General features: G+C 48.7%; 13 protein-coding genes. 2 read left to right on the top strand and 11 right to left on the bottom strand.

From position 1 onward, the window contains the following. Nucleotides 1-137: 137 nt before the first annotated feature. The 5 genes from ACGHCT_RS11495 to ACGHCT_RS11475 all read right to left on the bottom strand — a co-directional run bounded on the left by ACGHCT_RS11495 (nucleotide 138) and on the right by ACGHCT_RS11475 (nucleotide 5282). Nucleotides 138-752, bottom strand: coding sequence for an ABC transporter ATP-binding protein (locus ACGHCT_RS11495; protein WP_390435984.1), 615 nt, complete (start codon nucleotides 750-752; stop codon nucleotides 138-140). Then, nucleotides 742-1692 (bottom strand): ABC transporter ATP-binding protein, encoded by a 951-nt coding sequence (locus tag ACGHCT_RS11490; RefSeq protein WP_390435982.1) that lies wholly within the window; start codon nucleotides 1690-1692, stop codon nucleotides 742-744. The genes ACGHCT_RS11495 and ACGHCT_RS11490 overlap by 11 nt, the downstream gene beginning before the upstream one ends. Before the next feature lie 11 nt (nucleotides 1693-1703). After that, a complete protein-coding gene (locus ACGHCT_RS11485; protein ID WP_226904035.1) occupies nucleotides 1704-2546 on the bottom strand; it encodes an ABC transporter permease in 843 nt (280 codons plus the stop codon). After that, nucleotides 2536-3531 carry an ABC transporter permease gene (locus tag ACGHCT_RS11480; RefSeq protein ID WP_226904034.1) on the bottom strand — a complete coding sequence of 332 codons (996 nt, stop codon included), beginning with the start codon at nucleotides 3529-3531 and terminating at the stop codon, nucleotides 2536-2538. The genes ACGHCT_RS11485 and ACGHCT_RS11480 overlap by 11 nt, the downstream gene beginning before the upstream one ends. 80 nt (nucleotides 3532-3611) lie before the next feature. Beyond that, the gene (locus ACGHCT_RS11475) at nucleotides 3612-5282 is read right to left on the bottom strand and encodes an ABC transporter substrate-binding protein (protein WP_390435981.1); all 1671 of its coding nucleotides are present in this window, start codon (nucleotides 5280-5282) and stop codon (nucleotides 3612-3614) included. Nucleotides 5283-5621: 339 nt separating this feature from the next. On the opposite strand from ACGHCT_RS11475, the gene ACGHCT_RS11470 reads away from it, so the two are divergent. Together ACGHCT_RS11470 and ACGHCT_RS11465 are read left to right on the top strand one after the other, a co-directional pair. After that, a complete protein-coding gene (locus ACGHCT_RS11470) occupies nucleotides 5622-6305 on the top strand; it encodes an ABC transporter ATP-binding protein (RefSeq protein WP_154260391.1) in 684 nt (227 codons plus the stop codon). Then, a complete protein-coding gene (locus ACGHCT_RS11465; protein WP_390435980.1) occupies nucleotides 6302-8980 on the top strand; it encodes an FtsX-like permease family protein in 2679 nt (892 codons plus the stop codon). The genes ACGHCT_RS11470 and ACGHCT_RS11465 overlap by 4 nt, the downstream gene beginning before the upstream one ends. Here ACGHCT_RS11465 and ACGHCT_RS11460 read toward each other — a convergent pair. The 6 genes from ACGHCT_RS11460 to ACGHCT_RS11435 form a co-directional block, all read right to left on the bottom strand. Beyond that, nucleotides 8977-10176: a sensor histidine kinase gene (locus tag ACGHCT_RS11460; RefSeq protein ID WP_390435978.1), complete on the bottom strand. Its 1200-nt coding sequence runs from the start codon at nucleotides 10174-10176 to the stop codon at nucleotides 8977-8979. The genes ACGHCT_RS11465 and ACGHCT_RS11460 overlap by 4 nt on opposite strands. Next, nucleotides 10173-10838 (bottom strand): response regulator transcription factor, encoded by a 666-nt coding sequence (locus tag ACGHCT_RS11455; protein ID WP_154260397.1) that lies wholly within the window; start codon nucleotides 10836-10838, stop codon nucleotides 10173-10175. Before ACGHCT_RS11455 ends, ACGHCT_RS11460 begins: the two co-directional genes overlap by 4 nt. Nucleotides 10839-10949: 111 nt before the next feature. After that, on the bottom strand, nucleotides 10950-12854 hold the full coding sequence (locus ACGHCT_RS11450; protein WP_154260399.1) for a DNA mismatch repair protein MutS: 1905 nt from the start codon (nucleotides 12852-12854) through the stop codon (nucleotides 10950-10952). A gap of 394 nt (nucleotides 12855-13248) precedes the next feature. Next, a complete protein-coding gene (locus tag ACGHCT_RS11445) occupies nucleotides 13249-14013 on the bottom strand; it encodes an EFR1 family ferrodoxin (protein ID WP_226904030.1) in 765 nt (254 codons plus the stop codon). Nucleotides 14014-14187: 174 nt separating this feature from the next. After that, nucleotides 14188-15075 carry an AraC family transcriptional regulator gene (locus ACGHCT_RS11440; protein ID WP_154260403.1) on the bottom strand — a complete coding sequence of 296 codons (888 nt, stop codon included), beginning with the start codon at nucleotides 15073-15075 and terminating at the stop codon, nucleotides 14188-14190. Nucleotides 15076-15142: 67 nt separating this feature from the next. After that, a complete protein-coding gene (locus ACGHCT_RS11435; protein ID WP_154260405.1) occupies nucleotides 15143-16300 on the bottom strand; it encodes an aldo/keto reductase in 1158 nt (385 codons plus the stop codon). Nucleotides 16301-16350: the final 50 nt, after the last annotated feature.

Below are 16350 nucleotides of genomic sequence, written 5' to 3'. Positions count from 1 at the left end.
GTGCTCCCTTCTATATCCTGGCAGAGACTCACTTCACATTCACGGAAAAAGGGTGGGGAAGGTCGAGAGTTGTACACTTATCCTCTTGATGTTTTGGATAAACTGCCAAAAACCTCCCTCATCCTGGAACTTTCCTCTCACCGTCCCCCTTGCTCCCGCAGATCAATACACCTGGTACATACCTGCTTTGCAAGGGCCTTGTTGTGTGTTACCATTAAAAGCCCTATATTCCTCTCCTGCACTTCCTTTACCATCAGATTCCATATCTGGGCCTGTGTAATCACATCCAGCATCGTACTCATTTCGTCCGCCAGCAGGAAGCGTGTTCCCTGAAACAGGGATCTGGCCACACAGAATCTCTGAAGTTCTCCTCCGGACAGCTCCCTGGGATATCTCCCCAGCCAGTCCTTCTCAACGCCCAGGGCATCCATCACTTCCTCCCGGAACATGCCGGATTCTTCCAGAACTTTTTTCATCTTCCACCTGGGATTAATTGCTTTTTCCGGATGCTGATAAATCAGCTGTACCGGGCTGACCCCTCTTTTTTCCAACGGTTTCCCGTCCAGAAGAATCTCTCCGGAAGCTGGTTTCAAATATCCTCCCATCAGCCGAAGAAGGGTACTTTTCCCATAACCGCTGGGGCCAATCAGACCCACACGCTCCCCTTCTTCTACCATCACTGTCACATCCTCCAGAATCCACGGGGATCGCTCATTATACCGGAAGCTGACATTTTTTGCTTCAAGTCGCATGGATACACCTCACTGTTCCCCCACGCAATTGTCGCATGGGTATTGGTTTTTCACACTCTTCTGTATGGTTCGGACATCTGGGCGCGAATAAGCACCCCTTAGGCAGTGCCTTCGCATATGGCTGAAACCCAGGGATCGGGACGAAACCGTTCTGGGGCAGTGCCCTCCACAGAGCCTGGGAATAGGGATGCCGGAGAGCCTCCGGGCCTTCCCTGAAGTCTTCTGAGGGGGCAATCTCAACCGTCGTCCCGGCATAAAAGACAGCCACACGGTCTGCCACATGGAATGCCAAATCAATATCATGAGTAATCAGGACCACTGCTTTGCCTTCGTCTGCCATTTCGCGGAAACAGGTTAATGCCTCCACTGCCATCTCCAGATCCAGTCCCGGGGTAGGTTCATCCGCGATAATCAATTCCGCACCGCTGATCAGTGCCGTTGAGACCAGAACTCTTCTGGCCATGCCTCCTGACAGCTGAAAGGGATAGAGCCGCTCCACATGTTCTTCCAGATGCAGCCTGGAGAATACCTCTTTTTGATCTTTTCGCTTTCTCTGGTCTGGCTTTTCTCCCAGTACCTGTGTCCCTACTCTCATAGAGGGATCCAGGTAGGCAACTGACTGGGGTACAAGCGCGATTTCCCTTCCTCTCAGCTGTTCCTTCTCCTTCTGTATCAGAGGCATACCTTTATAATACATCTCTCCTGTCGTGGCGGCATTGTCCGGCAGCAGTCCCATCACCGCATGGGCCAGCAGACTCTTCCCCGATCCGCTGGATCCTGCTACCGCCACAATTTCTCCCTGCTTCACATCTATGTTCAAGTTTGATATTACCTTCAGATCATACTGCTCAAGCCCCGTATCGTACATGTGAAAGGATACGGAAAGATCTTTCACCTCTAAAAGAGGATGTGCATACTCTTCCTTTGTTTTCTTTTCCATTCCTCTGCCTCCTATTCATGTGCACTGTAGGGATCTACAATTTTTTTCAGGTTCTCTCCCAGACGGTCAAAGAGCAAAACCACGATGACCAGCATCAGGCCCGGGAAAAAAGCCAGCCACCACATGCCTGTGGACAGATATTTCATAGATTCCGACAGGATAATTCCTATAGCCGGCTGCTCCGGCGACAATCCGAATCCCAAAAAAGTCAGGGAAGATTCATGCATAATGGCATGGGGAAACATCAGGATTAATCCGATGAGGAACTGAGGAATCATATGGGGAAGAATATGATGTATGGTTATCCACCTGCTGTTATGGCCCAGCCTTCTGGACACTTCGATATATTGCTGGGAACGAATCTGCAGCACTTCGCTTCTGATGAGTCGGGCCAGTCCGGTCCAGTGGGTCACAGCCACTCCGATCAGTACTCCCCTCAGTCCTTTCCCGCAGGCAAAGGATATTAATATGAGCAGTACTGTATGAGGTATACCCATAACCAAGTCAATCAGCCAGTTGATAAAATGATCCAGTCTGGAGGATCCTGTTGCTGCGGCCACCCCTACAAACAGTGCGATAACCGCACTTACCGAGGAGGCCACCGTGCCCACCACAATGCTGATGGACAGCCCTTTTATGGTTCGCACCAGCATATCTCTTCCTAACAGATCGGTGCCAAAAGGATGCTCCCAGGAGGGCTTTAAGCCTTTTTGGGAAAAATCTGCCTGTATCAGCTCATCAGACATAATAGTTCCCGCCAGATAGATACCAAAAAGAAAGGCAAAAATAAGTATCAGGGTCAGTATGGTTCTGGTTCTCCTGTTTACAGGAAATCTTCCGGTCCTACTCTTCATGTTCATAACCCTCCCTTATCTGGGGATCTGCAATTCCATAGATGATATTGGCCAGCATATTTCCCACAAACACAAATACTGCGCTGAATAGCGTAATTCCAAGAAGCAGGGGGATGTCAGATCCCATTCCCGCAGCCGAAGCTGCCGCTCCCAGACCCGGATAGGAGAATACAGTTTCTGCCAGCACAGAACCGCCGAACAGCTCACTAAAGGAGCCAAACTGCATAGTTACTGCCGGAAGCAGGATGTTTCTCAGTCCGTGCCGTTTCCAGATACTAAAACGAGACTCTCCGCTGGCTTTTGCAAAAAGAACATAGTCACTCTCCAGAACGTCCACTAATTTCTCTCTGGTATGCAGAGCCACATTTGCAAAAGACAGGAAGCTCAGGGTAAGTGCCGGCAGGATCAGGTGGTGAATGCGCTGGAGCAAAGTCACCTGATCCGCCGGAACTCCTTTGGGCACGCTCATTCCCATGGGAAACCATCCCAATTTAACAGAAAACACCATCAAAAAGACGATTCCTATCCAAAATGTGGGGATGGCGCACATAGTAAGGCAAACTTTTTTGAGAATCCTGTCCGGCCACTTTCCATTGTAAACTCCCATTATGCAGCCTATGGTAAATCCCAGTACACCGGAAAACACCCAGGCGGTCAGCATAAGCGCCAGGGAAGCCGCAAATTTTTCCCCAATGATATCAAGTACCGGTCTGCGGTAGATCAGGGAGGTTCCAAAATCTCCGTGCAGCAGAGATTTGGCCCAGATTGCGAAGCGTTCTACCGGGGGATCATTGAGTCCCCAATATTCGGCAATTTTTTCTCTCTGCTCTTCACTTACATTCGGTACAGCGCCCACATACTGCTGTACCGGATCCACCGGAGACAAGCTTACCAGGATAAAACTTATGATGCTGATTGCGATAAGCAAAGTCACAAAGCGAATTGCATACCGCCCGGTGCTTTTTACTATTCTTTTACTGTTCATCTTCTGCTCCTTCTGACCGTCCCTGCCTCAGCAGGGCGCCCCAAAAAGGGGACCGGTTATCCGCCCGTCCCCGATTCTGGTTATTCCTTCCATTCCCACTCAGCAAGGTTGGCTATCAGAGGCCACGCTGCCCCGTGAGCATGGATTCTCTGTTCTCCTATATCAAGTCCTTCTTTTACGTAATAAAGGTGAGACATATTCACATAGAATGCCCAGGGTGCCTCTCCTCTCATAGAAGTTCCTGTAGTGCCGTCCCACTGGGCCTTCTTCCACCACTCCAGAGACTCTTCCATTGTTTTGGAGTTCATGGCCTTGTCCAGATAGCCGTCCACAACTTCACTAGTGAAAAATTCAGGATTGTAAAAGTCTGTCTTTCCCGCATTGCTGCTGTGGAAAAGCATATAAGAAGTCATTGGACTGTCTGACCCCCATCCCATGATCATTGGCTCGGAGAACATCCTCTTAACTGTATCGTCGGCGCTGATCCCTTCCACATGGATTGCAATTCCCAGCTTCTCCTTTGCCTGATTCGCCACGGACATAGCCACTGCCTGTCTCATGGAATCCCCGGCAAAGTACATCAGGTTAAATTCTGCCTTAAGATCGCCCTTTTCCCGGATCCCGTCTCCGTCGGTATCCTTCCAGCCGGCTGCCTCCAACTGCTGCACTGCATAATCAATATCTGTTTCAATGACATCTTCCTCGTTCCACCAGGGCAGGCCGTCACATTCTGAGTACGCAGGTTCTGCAAATCCATTTAGGGCCTCATCGATGATCTGTTCTCTGTCAATTCCGTAACTCATAGCCTTGCGGATTGCCAGGTCCGAAGTGACATTATTGCCAATTTTATATCCATCCTCTGTCGTCTTTCCCTCTTCGGGCAGCATAGGAAAGGTAATTCCCCGGTTATCCACTGACTCAACCGACACCACCTTCATCCCTTCGATTTCTGTGGCAGCCAGCGTTGCCGAGGTGAGCGCAAGATCTACCTCTCCAGCCTGAGCAGCTACAAATCTGGCATCCTCCTCCTGCACAAGGAAGACTGCCTTCTTTATCTTCGGCTGTTCCCCATAGTAATCTTCATTGGCTTCCAGAATAAACTGCTGCCCTTTGTCCCACTGGGTCAGTTTGTAGGGTCCGGAGCCGATAGGTTCCATACCAAAGGAATCCGAATATGTATCCTCTGGCACGATACCCGCCCCTGCCACTGTATAGATAAAAGTAACACAAGGTTTGTTCAATTTAAACTCAACGGTAGATTCATCTACTGCCCTGCAGCTCTCCAGCATGGTAAGATCCACATAAGTTGCCTTATCTTTTGTAGTATTAAAGGTAAATGCAACATCTGAGGCGTCCAGCTTTTCGCCGTTGGTAAACTTCACGTCGCCGCGGATTTTGAATGTCCAGGTCAGACCGTCCCCGCTCATACTGTATTCGGTAGCCAGGTCATTTTCCAGCTGATTTTTTCCGTTTACTTTTACCAGAGTGCTGAACAGAGGAGAGCCTGCATATCCAAATCCGCTGCAGGGATCCCAGCTGTCTGTATCGTTGGAGAATCCTACCGTAATTTCTGTCTTTCCTTCCCCCTTGGTCCCTTCCTCACGGCCGTCTGTGTTTTCTTTTTCACTGCTCTGTGTTTCCTTCTGCTGGTCCTTTGCTGCTTTTGTACCAGAGTCTCCGGAACCGGAACATCCTGCCAGCAGAGCTGCTGTACATATGAGAGCTAAAATAGCTTTTCTTCTCTTTTTCATACCTTACTCCTTTACTTTGTCCTTACCCCAAAGGGCAAGCTCTTAATTTTCTACAGGATAACCAAGAATCCGCAGCTGCACAAGCCACCCCCAGGGATATTTCATTTATCTTTTTTTCTCCAGAAAAGAGGCAGAAAAATGGCTTTTTCAAAAGACTCCCATCCCTAACCGGGGGTTCCCCTTCTCCAGAGAAATTAATAAAATCCTGGATTTTGTCACTTTATTGTCACCTGAAACGGCTATCATGGTATCATCAAATAAACCGAGAGGGAACCAGCAGCATGTACCCTCAGGACTTGCATGCGGCACAGCCGTATGGCAGCAGAAAGGAGACTATTTATGGAAATACTGCGCTGCAGCCACCTGACCAAAACCTATGGCAGTGGCTCTAATAAAGTAACTGCACTGAATGATATCAGCCTGTCCCTGGAGAAGGGCAGTTTTACTGCAATTGTCGGCACTTCCGGCTCTGGAAAATCTACGCTTTTACATATGCTGGGGGGCGTTGACCGGCCAACCAGCGGAAACATTTATATTGAGGACACAGATATTTCAACGCTCTCCATGGAGCAGCTGGCAGTCTTTCGCAGAAGAAAAGTTGGTCTGGTATATCAATTTTACAACTTAATCCCCACACTGAATGTTCAGAAGAATATACTTCTTCCGATTCTTCTGGACGGGCAAAAGCCTGATATGAACCGTTTTCATCAGATTACGGAGGCCCTCGGACTTTCAGACCGTCTCTCCCATCTGCCCCGGGAGCTATCCGGAGGACAACAACAGAGGACGGCAATCGCCAGAAGCCTTATCTACCAGCCAGCCATCCTTCTGGCTGATGAACCTACCGGTAATCTGGACCGAAAGAATTCGGAGGAGACCATAGAGCTTCTGAAGTTATCCAACCGTCAGTACGGACAGACGGTTCTGCTGATTACCCACGATGAAAAAACTGCGCTGGAAGCGGATCGTATCATTACGCTTGAGGATGGCAGGCTTCTCCATGATGAGGCGGTGACTTTATGAAAATAGTAAGAGAATATGTTTGGGATACCCTCCGGCAAAATAAACGCACCAGCATTGCCATTATGGCTGCCCTTTACCTTATGACAGCCATGATGTCCTGCTTCTGCGGATTTGTATACACCATGTGGACGGATTCCCTGGCTCTGACAAAGCTGGAGAACGGAGACTGGCACGGGGAGCTTTTTGACACAACTTACGGCAGAGACCTGGAACAGATAGACAATTACGCCTCTGTATCCGCCGTGCTTGTAAAGGGTCCCTGGGAAGTGGCACAGCTTGGGGACAGAGGCCGCCGCAACTACATTATCTCCCGGGGCGCCAATAAAGAATACTGGGAATCCATGCCTGAAAAGAACATACTGCTGGAGGGAAGGATTCCCCGAAAAGACAATGAGCTGGCTCTCTCAAAACAATATTTTGACGACCATCCGGAAGCAAACCTCGGAGATACGCTTACTCTTCCTGTAGGACAGCGAATGTATGAAGGCAAGGTATGTCAGGAGACAGCCGGCTATCATGAGAATGAAAGCTTCCGCCAAAGCGGCACAAAATCCTATACCCTTGTGGGCAAGCTGGATGCAACAACCTCCTCCTCTGTTCCCGCCTATACCGGACTTACCTATCTGGACACGAAAAGCCTCCTTCCGGACGATCAAATTACCGTTTATCTGCGGTTTGATCCCATGCGCAGTACATACCGGGAGCTCCCTTTGCTGGCAGAATCCATTGGATATGAGAAAGATGAATATGAATCCTATTCACTAAAATATAATGCAAAGCTCCTGGCCCATTATGCCATCCTTCCTCCGGAGCTGAAAGAAAGTTCAGCCCTACTGGAGGCCTTTGCGGTTCCACTTATGTTTCTCGTAATAGCCGCTTTAATTGTAGGGGTTTTTGTCCTGATGATTCACAATGCCTTCGCGCTCTCTGTCAGTGAAAAAATAACCCAGCTGGGCACTCTTTCAGGCATAGGAGCCACTCCCGGACAAATTATGTCCGCTGTGACCTCAGAAGGTTTTATACTCATGCTGCTTCCTCTGCCACTGGGACTGGTCACAGGCTGGGTGCTAAATACAGGAGTATTCGCCCTGATCAATGCTACTAACAATGTAGGAAGATCCTCGCCTGATATTGCGGCATCCTTTGGGATTCCCTCCATCCTTCCCGCTGTACTCCTGTCCTGGATCACGGTCTGGCTTTCTGCGCGGATACCTGCTAGAAAAGTTGCTAAAATGATGCCTGTGGAGGCTCTTCGTCAGGGAGACCAAATCAAAGGAAAGAGACTGAGAAAAAGCCATATCACCAGCCGTTTTGGAATTATCGGAGAACTGGCCGCCAATGCCCTGGCCGCCAGAAAGAGGTCTTACCGGACTGCAACTATCTCTCTGTGCCTGTCCTTTTTGCTTCTGACCGGATTTCTGTATATTCTTACGGCCCAGAAGGCTGCTCAGGCTGTCTATCAGGGAAAATCAGACAGAAGTCAGCATATCACCTTTACCATAAGTGATGGACGCCCTCCGGAGCAGGAAGCCCTGGATGCTGTTAAGAATATTCCCGGCATCGCCAGGGCAGATATCTACAACACTCTGGCCTGTGCCACCTGGGTGACAGAACAGGAAGCCTCCGACGATATGGAGACCTATCTGGGGGGATTTGACAAAATCGTATCAGAGAAAAAATATTCTACCATTGAGCGTGATGGAAAATACAGGATTTTTTCTACCCTGATCGGACTGGAGGAAGACAGCTTCAGAGATTACTGCCGCCGGCTTCAGATCGATCCTGCGCCTTACTTTGCTGATGCTTCCAGAGCATTGATTTACAATCGGACCGAGGACCCCAATGTGAGTACCAGAAAAACCAGTGTGTACAGAGATCTTCTGAAACTCTCCGAAGGCCAGAGCATCCCATTTACAGAACAGGCTTATGACGAGGACACCGGCAGCTATGAATTTGCTTTGACCGCAGGAGCGCTGGTAGATGAACTGCCCTCTCCCGCAATGCGGTTTTCCAGATTCACACTGATTGCCGTCATGCCTATGGAGCATGTTCTGAAAATTGGTGCATCCTGCGGTGAAAAAAGGCAGTTTTCCTCCAGCAGCGTTACCGGCATCCTTCTTACAAGCGAAGACGGCAGTGTCTCCTATCCCCGGATCCAAAAAGCCTCTGAAAGGACAGAGGCTGTGCTGGCAAAATATTACGGAAGCGGAGATTATGTCGTATCTGATTTGGCTATGAGAAAGAAGATGAGCGAAGACTCCAGTCTGGCCATGAGTATCATTGTATCCTGCCTCACATGCCTCCTTGCCCTGATAGGTCTCTCCAATGTGTGGGCCAGCATCTCTGGGAATCTCCGCCTTCGAAGCCGGGAGTTCGCCATGCTGAAATCTGCAGGCCTCTCCCCCGGGCAGCTCTGGAGGCTGCTGTATCTGGAAGGTATCTCTCTGGGTCTGAAGCCGGTTCTGTTAAGCCTGCCCTTTCAGGCTGCTATCCTGGGGACATTCCTCTCAATCAATGAGATTTCCCTGTCCCAGTACCTGCCTTATGCCCCTGTCTTTGCCCTGCTGGGATATACCCTTCTGATACTGGCTGCTGTCATGGGGGCCTACATTGCAGGAGGACGAAAAATTCAAAGAGAGACTATCATTACAGCTGTAAAAAACGATACCCTTTAGCAGTCTGCTTTCGTACTGCTATGAGGTTCAGGATAAAAGCGCAGGCGAAAGCGGGCATGTCCGGCGGGGGAATTCTCCGCCTGGATATGTCCGTTTTGGCTTTCTACAATCGCCTTTGCCAGGGCCAGACCAATTCCCGCACTGTCCTTAACTGCTCCTTCCCCTCTGTAAAAGCGCTCAAAGAGATGAGGGAGATCTTTTCTCGAAAATCCCCGTCCTCCATCCTCCACCTGAATCTCAGTATACAGTGGATTCTTATGGTAATTGACGCAGATCCTCCCCCTCCTGGGCGTGTGCTCTATACAGTTTTTCAGAATATTAAGCAGGGCCTCCCCTGTCCACTGTTCATCTGTCGAAAAAAAGACATCGTCCTCGCCTTTCGGTGTGATCTCCAGGGTTATGTTCTCCCTTTCCAGAATTTCCCGAAGGGGTTCAGCCGCGTTTTTGATAAGCTCCAGGGCCTCCACACGGCTTTGCTGAAACTGAATCACATGGGAATCCAGCCTGGCCAGCGTGAGCAAACCATTCACCAGACGGGTCAGACGGCCCACCTGGCGCTTCAGATGTGCCATATATCCGGCCGCCTCCTCTGTCTGATACTCTTCCAGAAGTTCCGTCATCAGCGACATAGACGTAAGAGGCGTCTTCAGCTGATGGGCAATATCCGCAATCCGCTCTGATAAGACCTCATGTTCCTTCACTGCCTTCTCCTTTGTACAGGCCAGTTCCATCACCGTCTTATAGATCTCATCCTCCAGGCGGGAGAACTCATCCTCCGTCCTGGAAAGGGCGCCCGCCTCCCCCCGGTTCACTGCCTGCAGATATTCTGTCAGTTCCCTGATCCTTTTTCTCTGCATACGCCGTCTCTTCACTCTGTGGGCATAAAGGCATCCCCCTGCCGCCGCGAAGATCAGAGCGTGTATGCCCCAGGCAAACAGCAGATTATGTTCCAGATTTCCATAGGGACGGTATCCGTATTTTTTCAGATATTCTTCACCTCTTTGGACATCCTCGTCTGATTTACCCTTGAGACCCTCTGCCACAGAATTGCTCTCCAGTACGGCTCCTGTCAGACCGGCAGCTTCCCGGTATTCATGAGCTGTTAAAAAAACAGCGGAAATACTTCCCGCCGCCAATCCTACTATCAGCCAAACGATAATTGCCTTTGCAAAAGCTTTACCCCCAGTCTCCGTCATCTGTTTTCCTCCAAACGGTAGCCAATTCCCCTGACCGTTACAATATACTCCGTATTCCCCAGTTTCTCTCTCAGACGTTTTATGGTAACCGTGAGGGTGTTATCATTTACAAAGTTCCCCTCTGCGTCCCAAAGTTTTTCCAAGATCAGTCTTCTTGGCAGTGTCCTTCCCTTATTTTCCATCAATACCAAAAGAAGCCGGTACTCCAATGCGGTTAAACCAATCTCTTCCCCTTCCAGAACCGCCTGCATCCGCTCTCTGTCAAGTGAAAGTGCACCGCAGGTAAGAACGACTTCACGATGTGCCGATACCCGCCTGAGAACAGCTCCGATACGGGATTCCAATACCGAAATATTGAATGGCTTCGTGATATAATCATCCGCTCCCATATCCAGACCTTTTGTAATATCCCTCACTTCATCCCGAACCGTCAGAAATATAACCGGAATATCCATACGCTGCTTCACCCATCGGCAGAGCTCATATCCGCTTCCATCCGGCAGATTCAGATCCAGCAGAATCAGCTGATACCCCCCTGAAAGCAGGCTTTTTGCCTGTTCCATTGAGGAACAGGCAGTCACCTGATAACCTTTTTTCTTTAATGCCGACGAAATACCAAAGGAAATGGCATCATCATCTTCAATGAGCAATAATTTTGTCATTTTATATCCCTTTCATCTCCTGTTTTCTCAGTTCGCAGCCAGCGTCTTACCTTTTATTTTAACACTTTTCCTGCCAGAATTCTATCCGCATTCTGAATCTGGAAGCTGCTGCTAGGATTCATCATACACCAGTTCTGTGTCTACATATTTTCTCTCCATCTGATGCCGGGCTTTTCTCTTTTCCACGCTGTCAAAGATAATAGAAAAATCATAATCCTCCGGATAAAGCTGCTGGGCTGCCACCTGCAGCTTGATTCGTTTATGGCTGATCCATATTTTTTTGTCCTGCATCTGTACCCGCAGGACCCCTTTTTCATTGGCTGTCTGACACACAATGCCAATCTTTTTATCGGGGAAAACCATAACACTGTCCCCTAACTGATATTTCATAGCATTCTCCTGGCGGGATACTTTTTTTGTTTTCTGAATCCTGGGATGGGACGTCTTTTGGAATTCTTCCCCTCCGGTGATACCGCCCCACCGGGCGTCAAAGGTTTCTGCATAGGCTGCCTTTGCAGCTCTTTTTAGCATACGTTCCGGCATTCCCAGCTTGCCTGCAATATAAAAGGCACAGCTCTCCCCAGCCTCGCCGATGACCAGCTGGTATAAAGGCTTCAGACTTTCTTTGTCAAAGGTCATCCTGGCATTTACGATCCCCGACTCCTGTTTTGCATATTCTTTTACCTCCGGATAGTGGGTGGTAACTAAGAAAAGGGCGCCGCTTCTTTTCAATTCTTCCAGAATTGCGATGGCAATTCCCATTCCCTCCGCAGGGTCCGTGCCAGAACCCAATTCATCCATGATAACCAGGCTGTCCCGGCTCACAGTCCGCAGGATATTCAGCACATTCGTAATATGGGCGGAGAACGTGGACAGGTTTTCCGACAGATTCTGTCCATCCCCGATGTCACATAAAAAGGCATTGTTCATACATATTTCTGCCTTCTCACAAGTCACATGGAGTCCGCACTGAGCCATCATACAGGTAAGAGCAACTGTCTTGATGGCAACTGTCTTTCCTCCTGTATTCGGCCCTGTGATAATTACACCGTTTACTCCTTTTCCTATCTCAAAATTAAGAGGAACATTCACTTTCCTGTCCATAAGCGGATGTCTCGCGTTCCTCAGCCGTATATATCGCTCCGTATTAATTTCGGGAGGGATTCCGTCATATTCTATACTCAATTTTGCCTTGGCAAACATAAAATCCAGCTTCTCAATGGTATGGCTGTTTTGTTGGATTACCCCGGCCTTATCTGACAGCATTGCGGTTAACGTGTATAAGATCCTGATCTCTTCATTTTCCTCATCAATTCTTAGCTCCTGCATCTGCTCATATAATTTAGCCACAGTAGATGGTTCTATGAATAAGGTATTGCCAGTGGAAGATTTGTCAATCACAGAACCGCTGATTCTGAATTTATACTCTTTTTTTACCGGAATGCACAGCCGTCCGTTTCTTACAGTACTGAAGCTGTCCGCCATATACTGCTTATTAGCCTTTATCACAGAATCGGCTTTTTCATGCATTTTTGCATCTGTCCGCTCAATGGCTTCTCTCAGTGTTTTCAGCCGCTTAGAGGCATAGTCATCTATTTTCCCCCCTCTGATCTTCTGGTTCAGTTCCTCCCTGATTTCATCCAGAGGTTCCAGATTCTCCTCATAGTAAGCCATCCCTATTTCATAGGCTTTTCCTCTGTTCAGATAATCCTTCATTCTTTTCACAGCGGAAAAGGTAAGCGCAATAGCCTCCAGCTGCTCCGGAGTCAGGCATCCCCCTTGTTCTGCCAGTTTAATCCATGCTTCAATCCCCTGCAGAGCTGTCAGAGGCGGATTACCGCATGTTTCTATCATAACCTTTGCCTCTGTGGTCTCTCGTAACTTTGCTTTTACTTTTGTCTCTGATAAGTAGGGTGTTAAACTCTGTATCTTTTCTTTGGCTTTGTCTGTACATGCCAGTTCTGTTAGTTTTTCTTTTATTTTATGGAACTCAAGTAATCTTTCTGTGTCTGTCATATGACTCACCTTTCTCTTGCCTTTCTTGTTTTTGTAAAAATAAAGCCGCGGAAGTATCGCCTTATCAGACATACGACTCCCGCGGCACACAGATTTGCTGTATAATGAAACAGACATAAAAAAGCACAGCCATAGAGCCATGCTTTTTTTCCGTTCATTTTATATACAGAGTTCTGCAAAATGTATGTTAGCATTGTATAAGGCAGATAAAAGGGCGCAACAAACCTCCTGACGGAATCTGTTATACCCTCACAACTATTTAATTAGCTGTATTCTCCATTATAACCACAAGTAACATACACTACCTCTTTTTCATTTTAATTTTTTTTGATTATAAGCTATCTTTCACCCGTTGTCAACAGATTTCCTGTTTTTTATCTGCAGTCTTATGTACTTACAGGATAAAAAATTCATTCTCCCGCCGCACGTCCTTCAGTGCTCCCAGCATCTGATCCATGCGCTCCTGCAGGGGAGGGGGCAGAATTCGGGACTGATTGGGACAGACTGCGGTACAGGCCATACAGAGAATACAGGTATTTGGATCTGTGGCAATGTGCCCCTCATTCACTGTAATCGCAGCTGTAGGACAGACCTCTTCGCATTTGCCGCACAGGCTGCAGGTTTCCAGGGATATGGGCGGGGCTGGGATCGTCATTGCCTCTTTATAAGGCTGATTTCCGGGAACCGTAATCTCTGTACGGCTCCGATTGTCCAGCTTGCTTTCTACTCGTTTGGCAAACCCGGTGATTTCAGAAACGTCCTTTTCATCCGGTCTGCCCTTTCCTACATCGGGTGCCATTGAGTGCTGAGCAATGCATGCTCCCGAAGCCGCAATCTGGAATCCCTGATGGGAAACCGCCTGATTCAGTTCCAGCAGCCCATCCTCATATGCCCTGGTACCATAGACAACAAACGTAACTGCCTTCTTACCGCTTCCGTCCAGTGCCTTTATCTTATCTGCGACGAGGGCCGGTATCCTTCCTCCAAAAACCGGTGCTGCAAATACTGCCAGTTCTCCGGCCGGATTGGCTGGCTCCTTCTCCCTGAGGCCCAGATTATGATCCATCACCTCCCCTGAAATTGCTTTGCAGAAAGCTTCACCCACCTTTTTTGTCCCTCCCGTGGGACTGAAATAATAAAAATCTGTCCTGTTCACCATAAAAACGCCTCCAAACGTTATTCATATATTATAATCAGTATAATCCCCTCTCTCTGTGTTGTCCACCCCGCCTTTATGTATTATCCTTCACACAGACACGAGAATCACTCCTGATGTCCCGGGAATGCAGCAGGAGCAACGGGGAATATCAATACCCTGTTGCTCCTGTTTACATTATGGCTGCGTGCTGCTTTTTACGGGAAGCATTTCAATATATCCTCTTGTACCGATGGGTTCCAGCTGGATGCGGGGATTCCCGGTATCCCACTGATATCCTGCGACGGCCGGCTGATATTTTTTAATGGCCTCCTGGACTTCTTCGATCGCCTGGCAGTAATCCTCCTCCGCAAAGGGTTCTCCCTGAAACACCACATACTCTGCCTCCGGAAGCTCCAGTACATCAAATCCCTCCGGAACTTCTCCGTGGTAATCCATGGGCACTTCTACTCCCTGCACATACTCGGAGGTACCCGGTCTGCGCATTCTCTCCGGAAGCCAAAGACATACCGGTTCTCCGCCGATGGACTTTATGCTGGTAAGCAGTCCCCATACATCACATCCCACTTCCTCACAGTACGTAAAGTATTCTGTGGCTGTTTTTCCTCTTTTAATCAAGGCCTTTCTTTCCGGCTTATGAACCATATGAATGTATACATTTTTTACCTCTGCCATTTTTCTGTTCTCCTTTCGAATCTCGTTGTATAAAACTCCATAGGGAACGAACAGATACAAAGGAACCGGATGTCTGGCATATTCACCGGGATTGCACCCGAATTCTCGGAAAAAGGCTCTCTGATATCCTTCCGCGCTTTGAAAGCCTAAATCAAAAGCCACATCAATCACCTTGGCATCTTCATCCCTCAACCGCAAAGCTGATTTGGACAGCTTTAATCTCCTGATGTAATCTGCCGGAGTATAATTCGTATACTCCCGGAACAGGCGGTAGGAGTACCAGGGCGAGAACATAGACGCCTTTGCCAGATCTGCCAGTGTAATGGTTTCTTCTAAATGTCTTTCAATGTAGTCCTGCATTCTCTGAACTGCCAAAGTCTGTTCCATCATCTGTTCACCTCCTGATGTGGCTATCATACCTTATCCCGTCATTTTCTTCTCGACTTTTTTTGCTGTGTTATCTGTAAGCCCCCTGCTGAAACAGAATATCTGCCTTTTCCATCCGTTCCACTACGTGTACTCCAAAGGGACAGCGCTCCTCACAGCCTCCGCAGCCGATACAATCTCCTCCGCCGGCGGTAAGGCCTATGTAATGGGCACGCACGGCGGAAGGCACCTCCTCTTGCATAACTGCCAGATCGTAAAGCTTATTAACCATAGCAATATCGATCCCTGCGGGGCAGGGGGCACAGTGTCCACAGTAGGTACACTGACCTGAATAGGCATGGCGGGGGGCATTTGCCAGAACAGTTGCGTAATCTTTTTCTTCCTCAGCGGCAGTCTCATAGGCCACTGCAGCCGCCACATGCTCCGGCGTGTCATATCCCACCATCACACTGGCCACAGCCGGTCTGGTCAGCGCATAATGAAGACATTGAACCGGAGTAAGAGCCACTCCGAAGGGAGACGTCTGAGCAGAGAAGAGACGGCCGCCGGCGTATCCTTTCATAACCGTAATGCCGATTCCCCGTTCCTCACAGATCCGGTACAGTGCTTCTCTTTCCGGTGCAATTCCCTTTAAAGCTTCGTCATAGGTTTCCGCAAAATACTCATTCATATCTTCTGTGGCAGGCAGCAGGTCAAAGGCCGGGTTAATGCTGAATAAAATCATCTCAATCTCCCCGCTTTCAGCTGCCAGTTTCGCAACATCCGGATTATGGGTGCTCATTCCAATATGGCGGATGATTCCCTTCTGGTTCAGCTCCCGGACATATTCTATAAAAGGGCCTGTCATTATCTGTTCAAACTCTGCCGCCTCATCTACAAAATGTATCATACCAAGATCCACATAGTCTGTTCGCAGGCGCGTCAGCAAATCACAAAATGCCTCTTTTACTTTTTCCATGTCCCGGGTACGCACATACTGTCCGTCCTGCCATGTGGACCCCAGATGCCCCTGAATAATCCATCGATCTCGTTTTCCCTCTATAGCTGCTCCAATGTTGGAGCGAACCTTAGGCTCTGCCATCCAGCAGTCCAATATATTAATCCCCTGCTTTTCACAGCATTCTATCACTTCTTTTACTTCCTCGGCATTATGGCGCTCCAGCCATTCCGCACCCAGACCGATCTCACTGACCTCAAGACCAGTATTTCCCAATTGGCGGTATCTCATCCCGGGTTTCCTCCTTCGATTTTACTTTTCCTTTTATTCTACTCTGTCTG

The sequence above is a fragment of the Lactonifactor longoviformis genome (genome assembly GCF_042848515.1).
Taxonomy (GTDB): domain Bacteria; phylum Bacillota; class Clostridia; order Lachnospirales; family Lachnospiraceae; genus Lactonifactor; species Lactonifactor longoviformis.
This window is presented reverse-complemented; position numbering and strand designations above follow the sequence as displayed.

What these genes read in the sequence shown, in the direction of transcription:
- ACGHCT_RS11495 (WP_390435984.1), bottom strand. Translation starts at nt 752, where the DNA reads ATGCGACTTGAAGCAAAAAATGTCAGCTTCCGGTATAATGAGCGATCC.
- ACGHCT_RS11490 (WP_390435982.1), bottom strand. Translation starts at nt 1,692, where the DNA reads ATGGAAAAGAAAACAAAGGAAGAGTATGCACATCCTCTTTTAGAGGTG.
- ACGHCT_RS11485 (WP_226904035.1), bottom strand. Translation starts at nt 2,546, where the DNA reads ATGAAGAGTAGGACCGGAAGATTTCCTGTAAACAGGAGAACCAGAACC.
- ACGHCT_RS11480 (WP_226904034.1), bottom strand. Translation starts at nt 3,531, where the DNA reads ATGAACAGTAAAAGAATAGTAAAAAGCACCGGGCGGTATGCAATTCGC.
- ACGHCT_RS11475 (WP_390435981.1), bottom strand. Translation starts at nt 5,282, where the DNA reads ATGAAAAAGAGAAGAAAAGCTATTTTAGCTCTCATATGTACAGCAGCT.
- ACGHCT_RS11470 (WP_154260391.1), top strand. Translation starts at nt 5,622, where the DNA reads ATGGAAATACTGCGCTGCAGCCACCTGACCAAAACCTATGGCAGTGGC.
- ACGHCT_RS11465 (WP_390435980.1), top strand. Translation starts at nt 6,302, where the DNA reads ATGAAAATAGTAAGAGAATATGTTTGGGATACCCTCCGGCAAAATAAA.
- ACGHCT_RS11460 (WP_390435978.1), bottom strand. Translation starts at nt 10,176, where the DNA reads ATGACGGAGACTGGGGGTAAAGCTTTTGCAAAGGCAATTATCGTTTGG.
- ACGHCT_RS11455 (WP_154260397.1), bottom strand. Translation starts at nt 10,838, where the DNA reads ATGACAAAATTATTGCTCATTGAAGATGATGATGCCATTTCCTTTGGT.
- ACGHCT_RS11450 (WP_154260399.1), bottom strand. Translation starts at nt 12,854, where the DNA reads ATGACAGACACAGAAAGATTACTTGAGTTCCATAAAATAAAAGAAAAA.
- ACGHCT_RS11445 (WP_226904030.1), bottom strand. Translation starts at nt 14,013, where the DNA reads ATGGTGAACAGGACAGATTTTTATTATTTCAGTCCCACGGGAGGGACA.
- ACGHCT_RS11440 (WP_154260403.1), bottom strand. Translation starts at nt 15,075, where the DNA reads ATGATGGAACAGACTTTGGCAGTTCAGAGAATGCAGGACTACATTGAA.
- ACGHCT_RS11435 (WP_154260405.1), bottom strand. Translation starts at nt 16,300, where the DNA reads ATGAGATACCGCCAATTGGGAAATACTGGTCTTGAGGTCAGTGAGATC.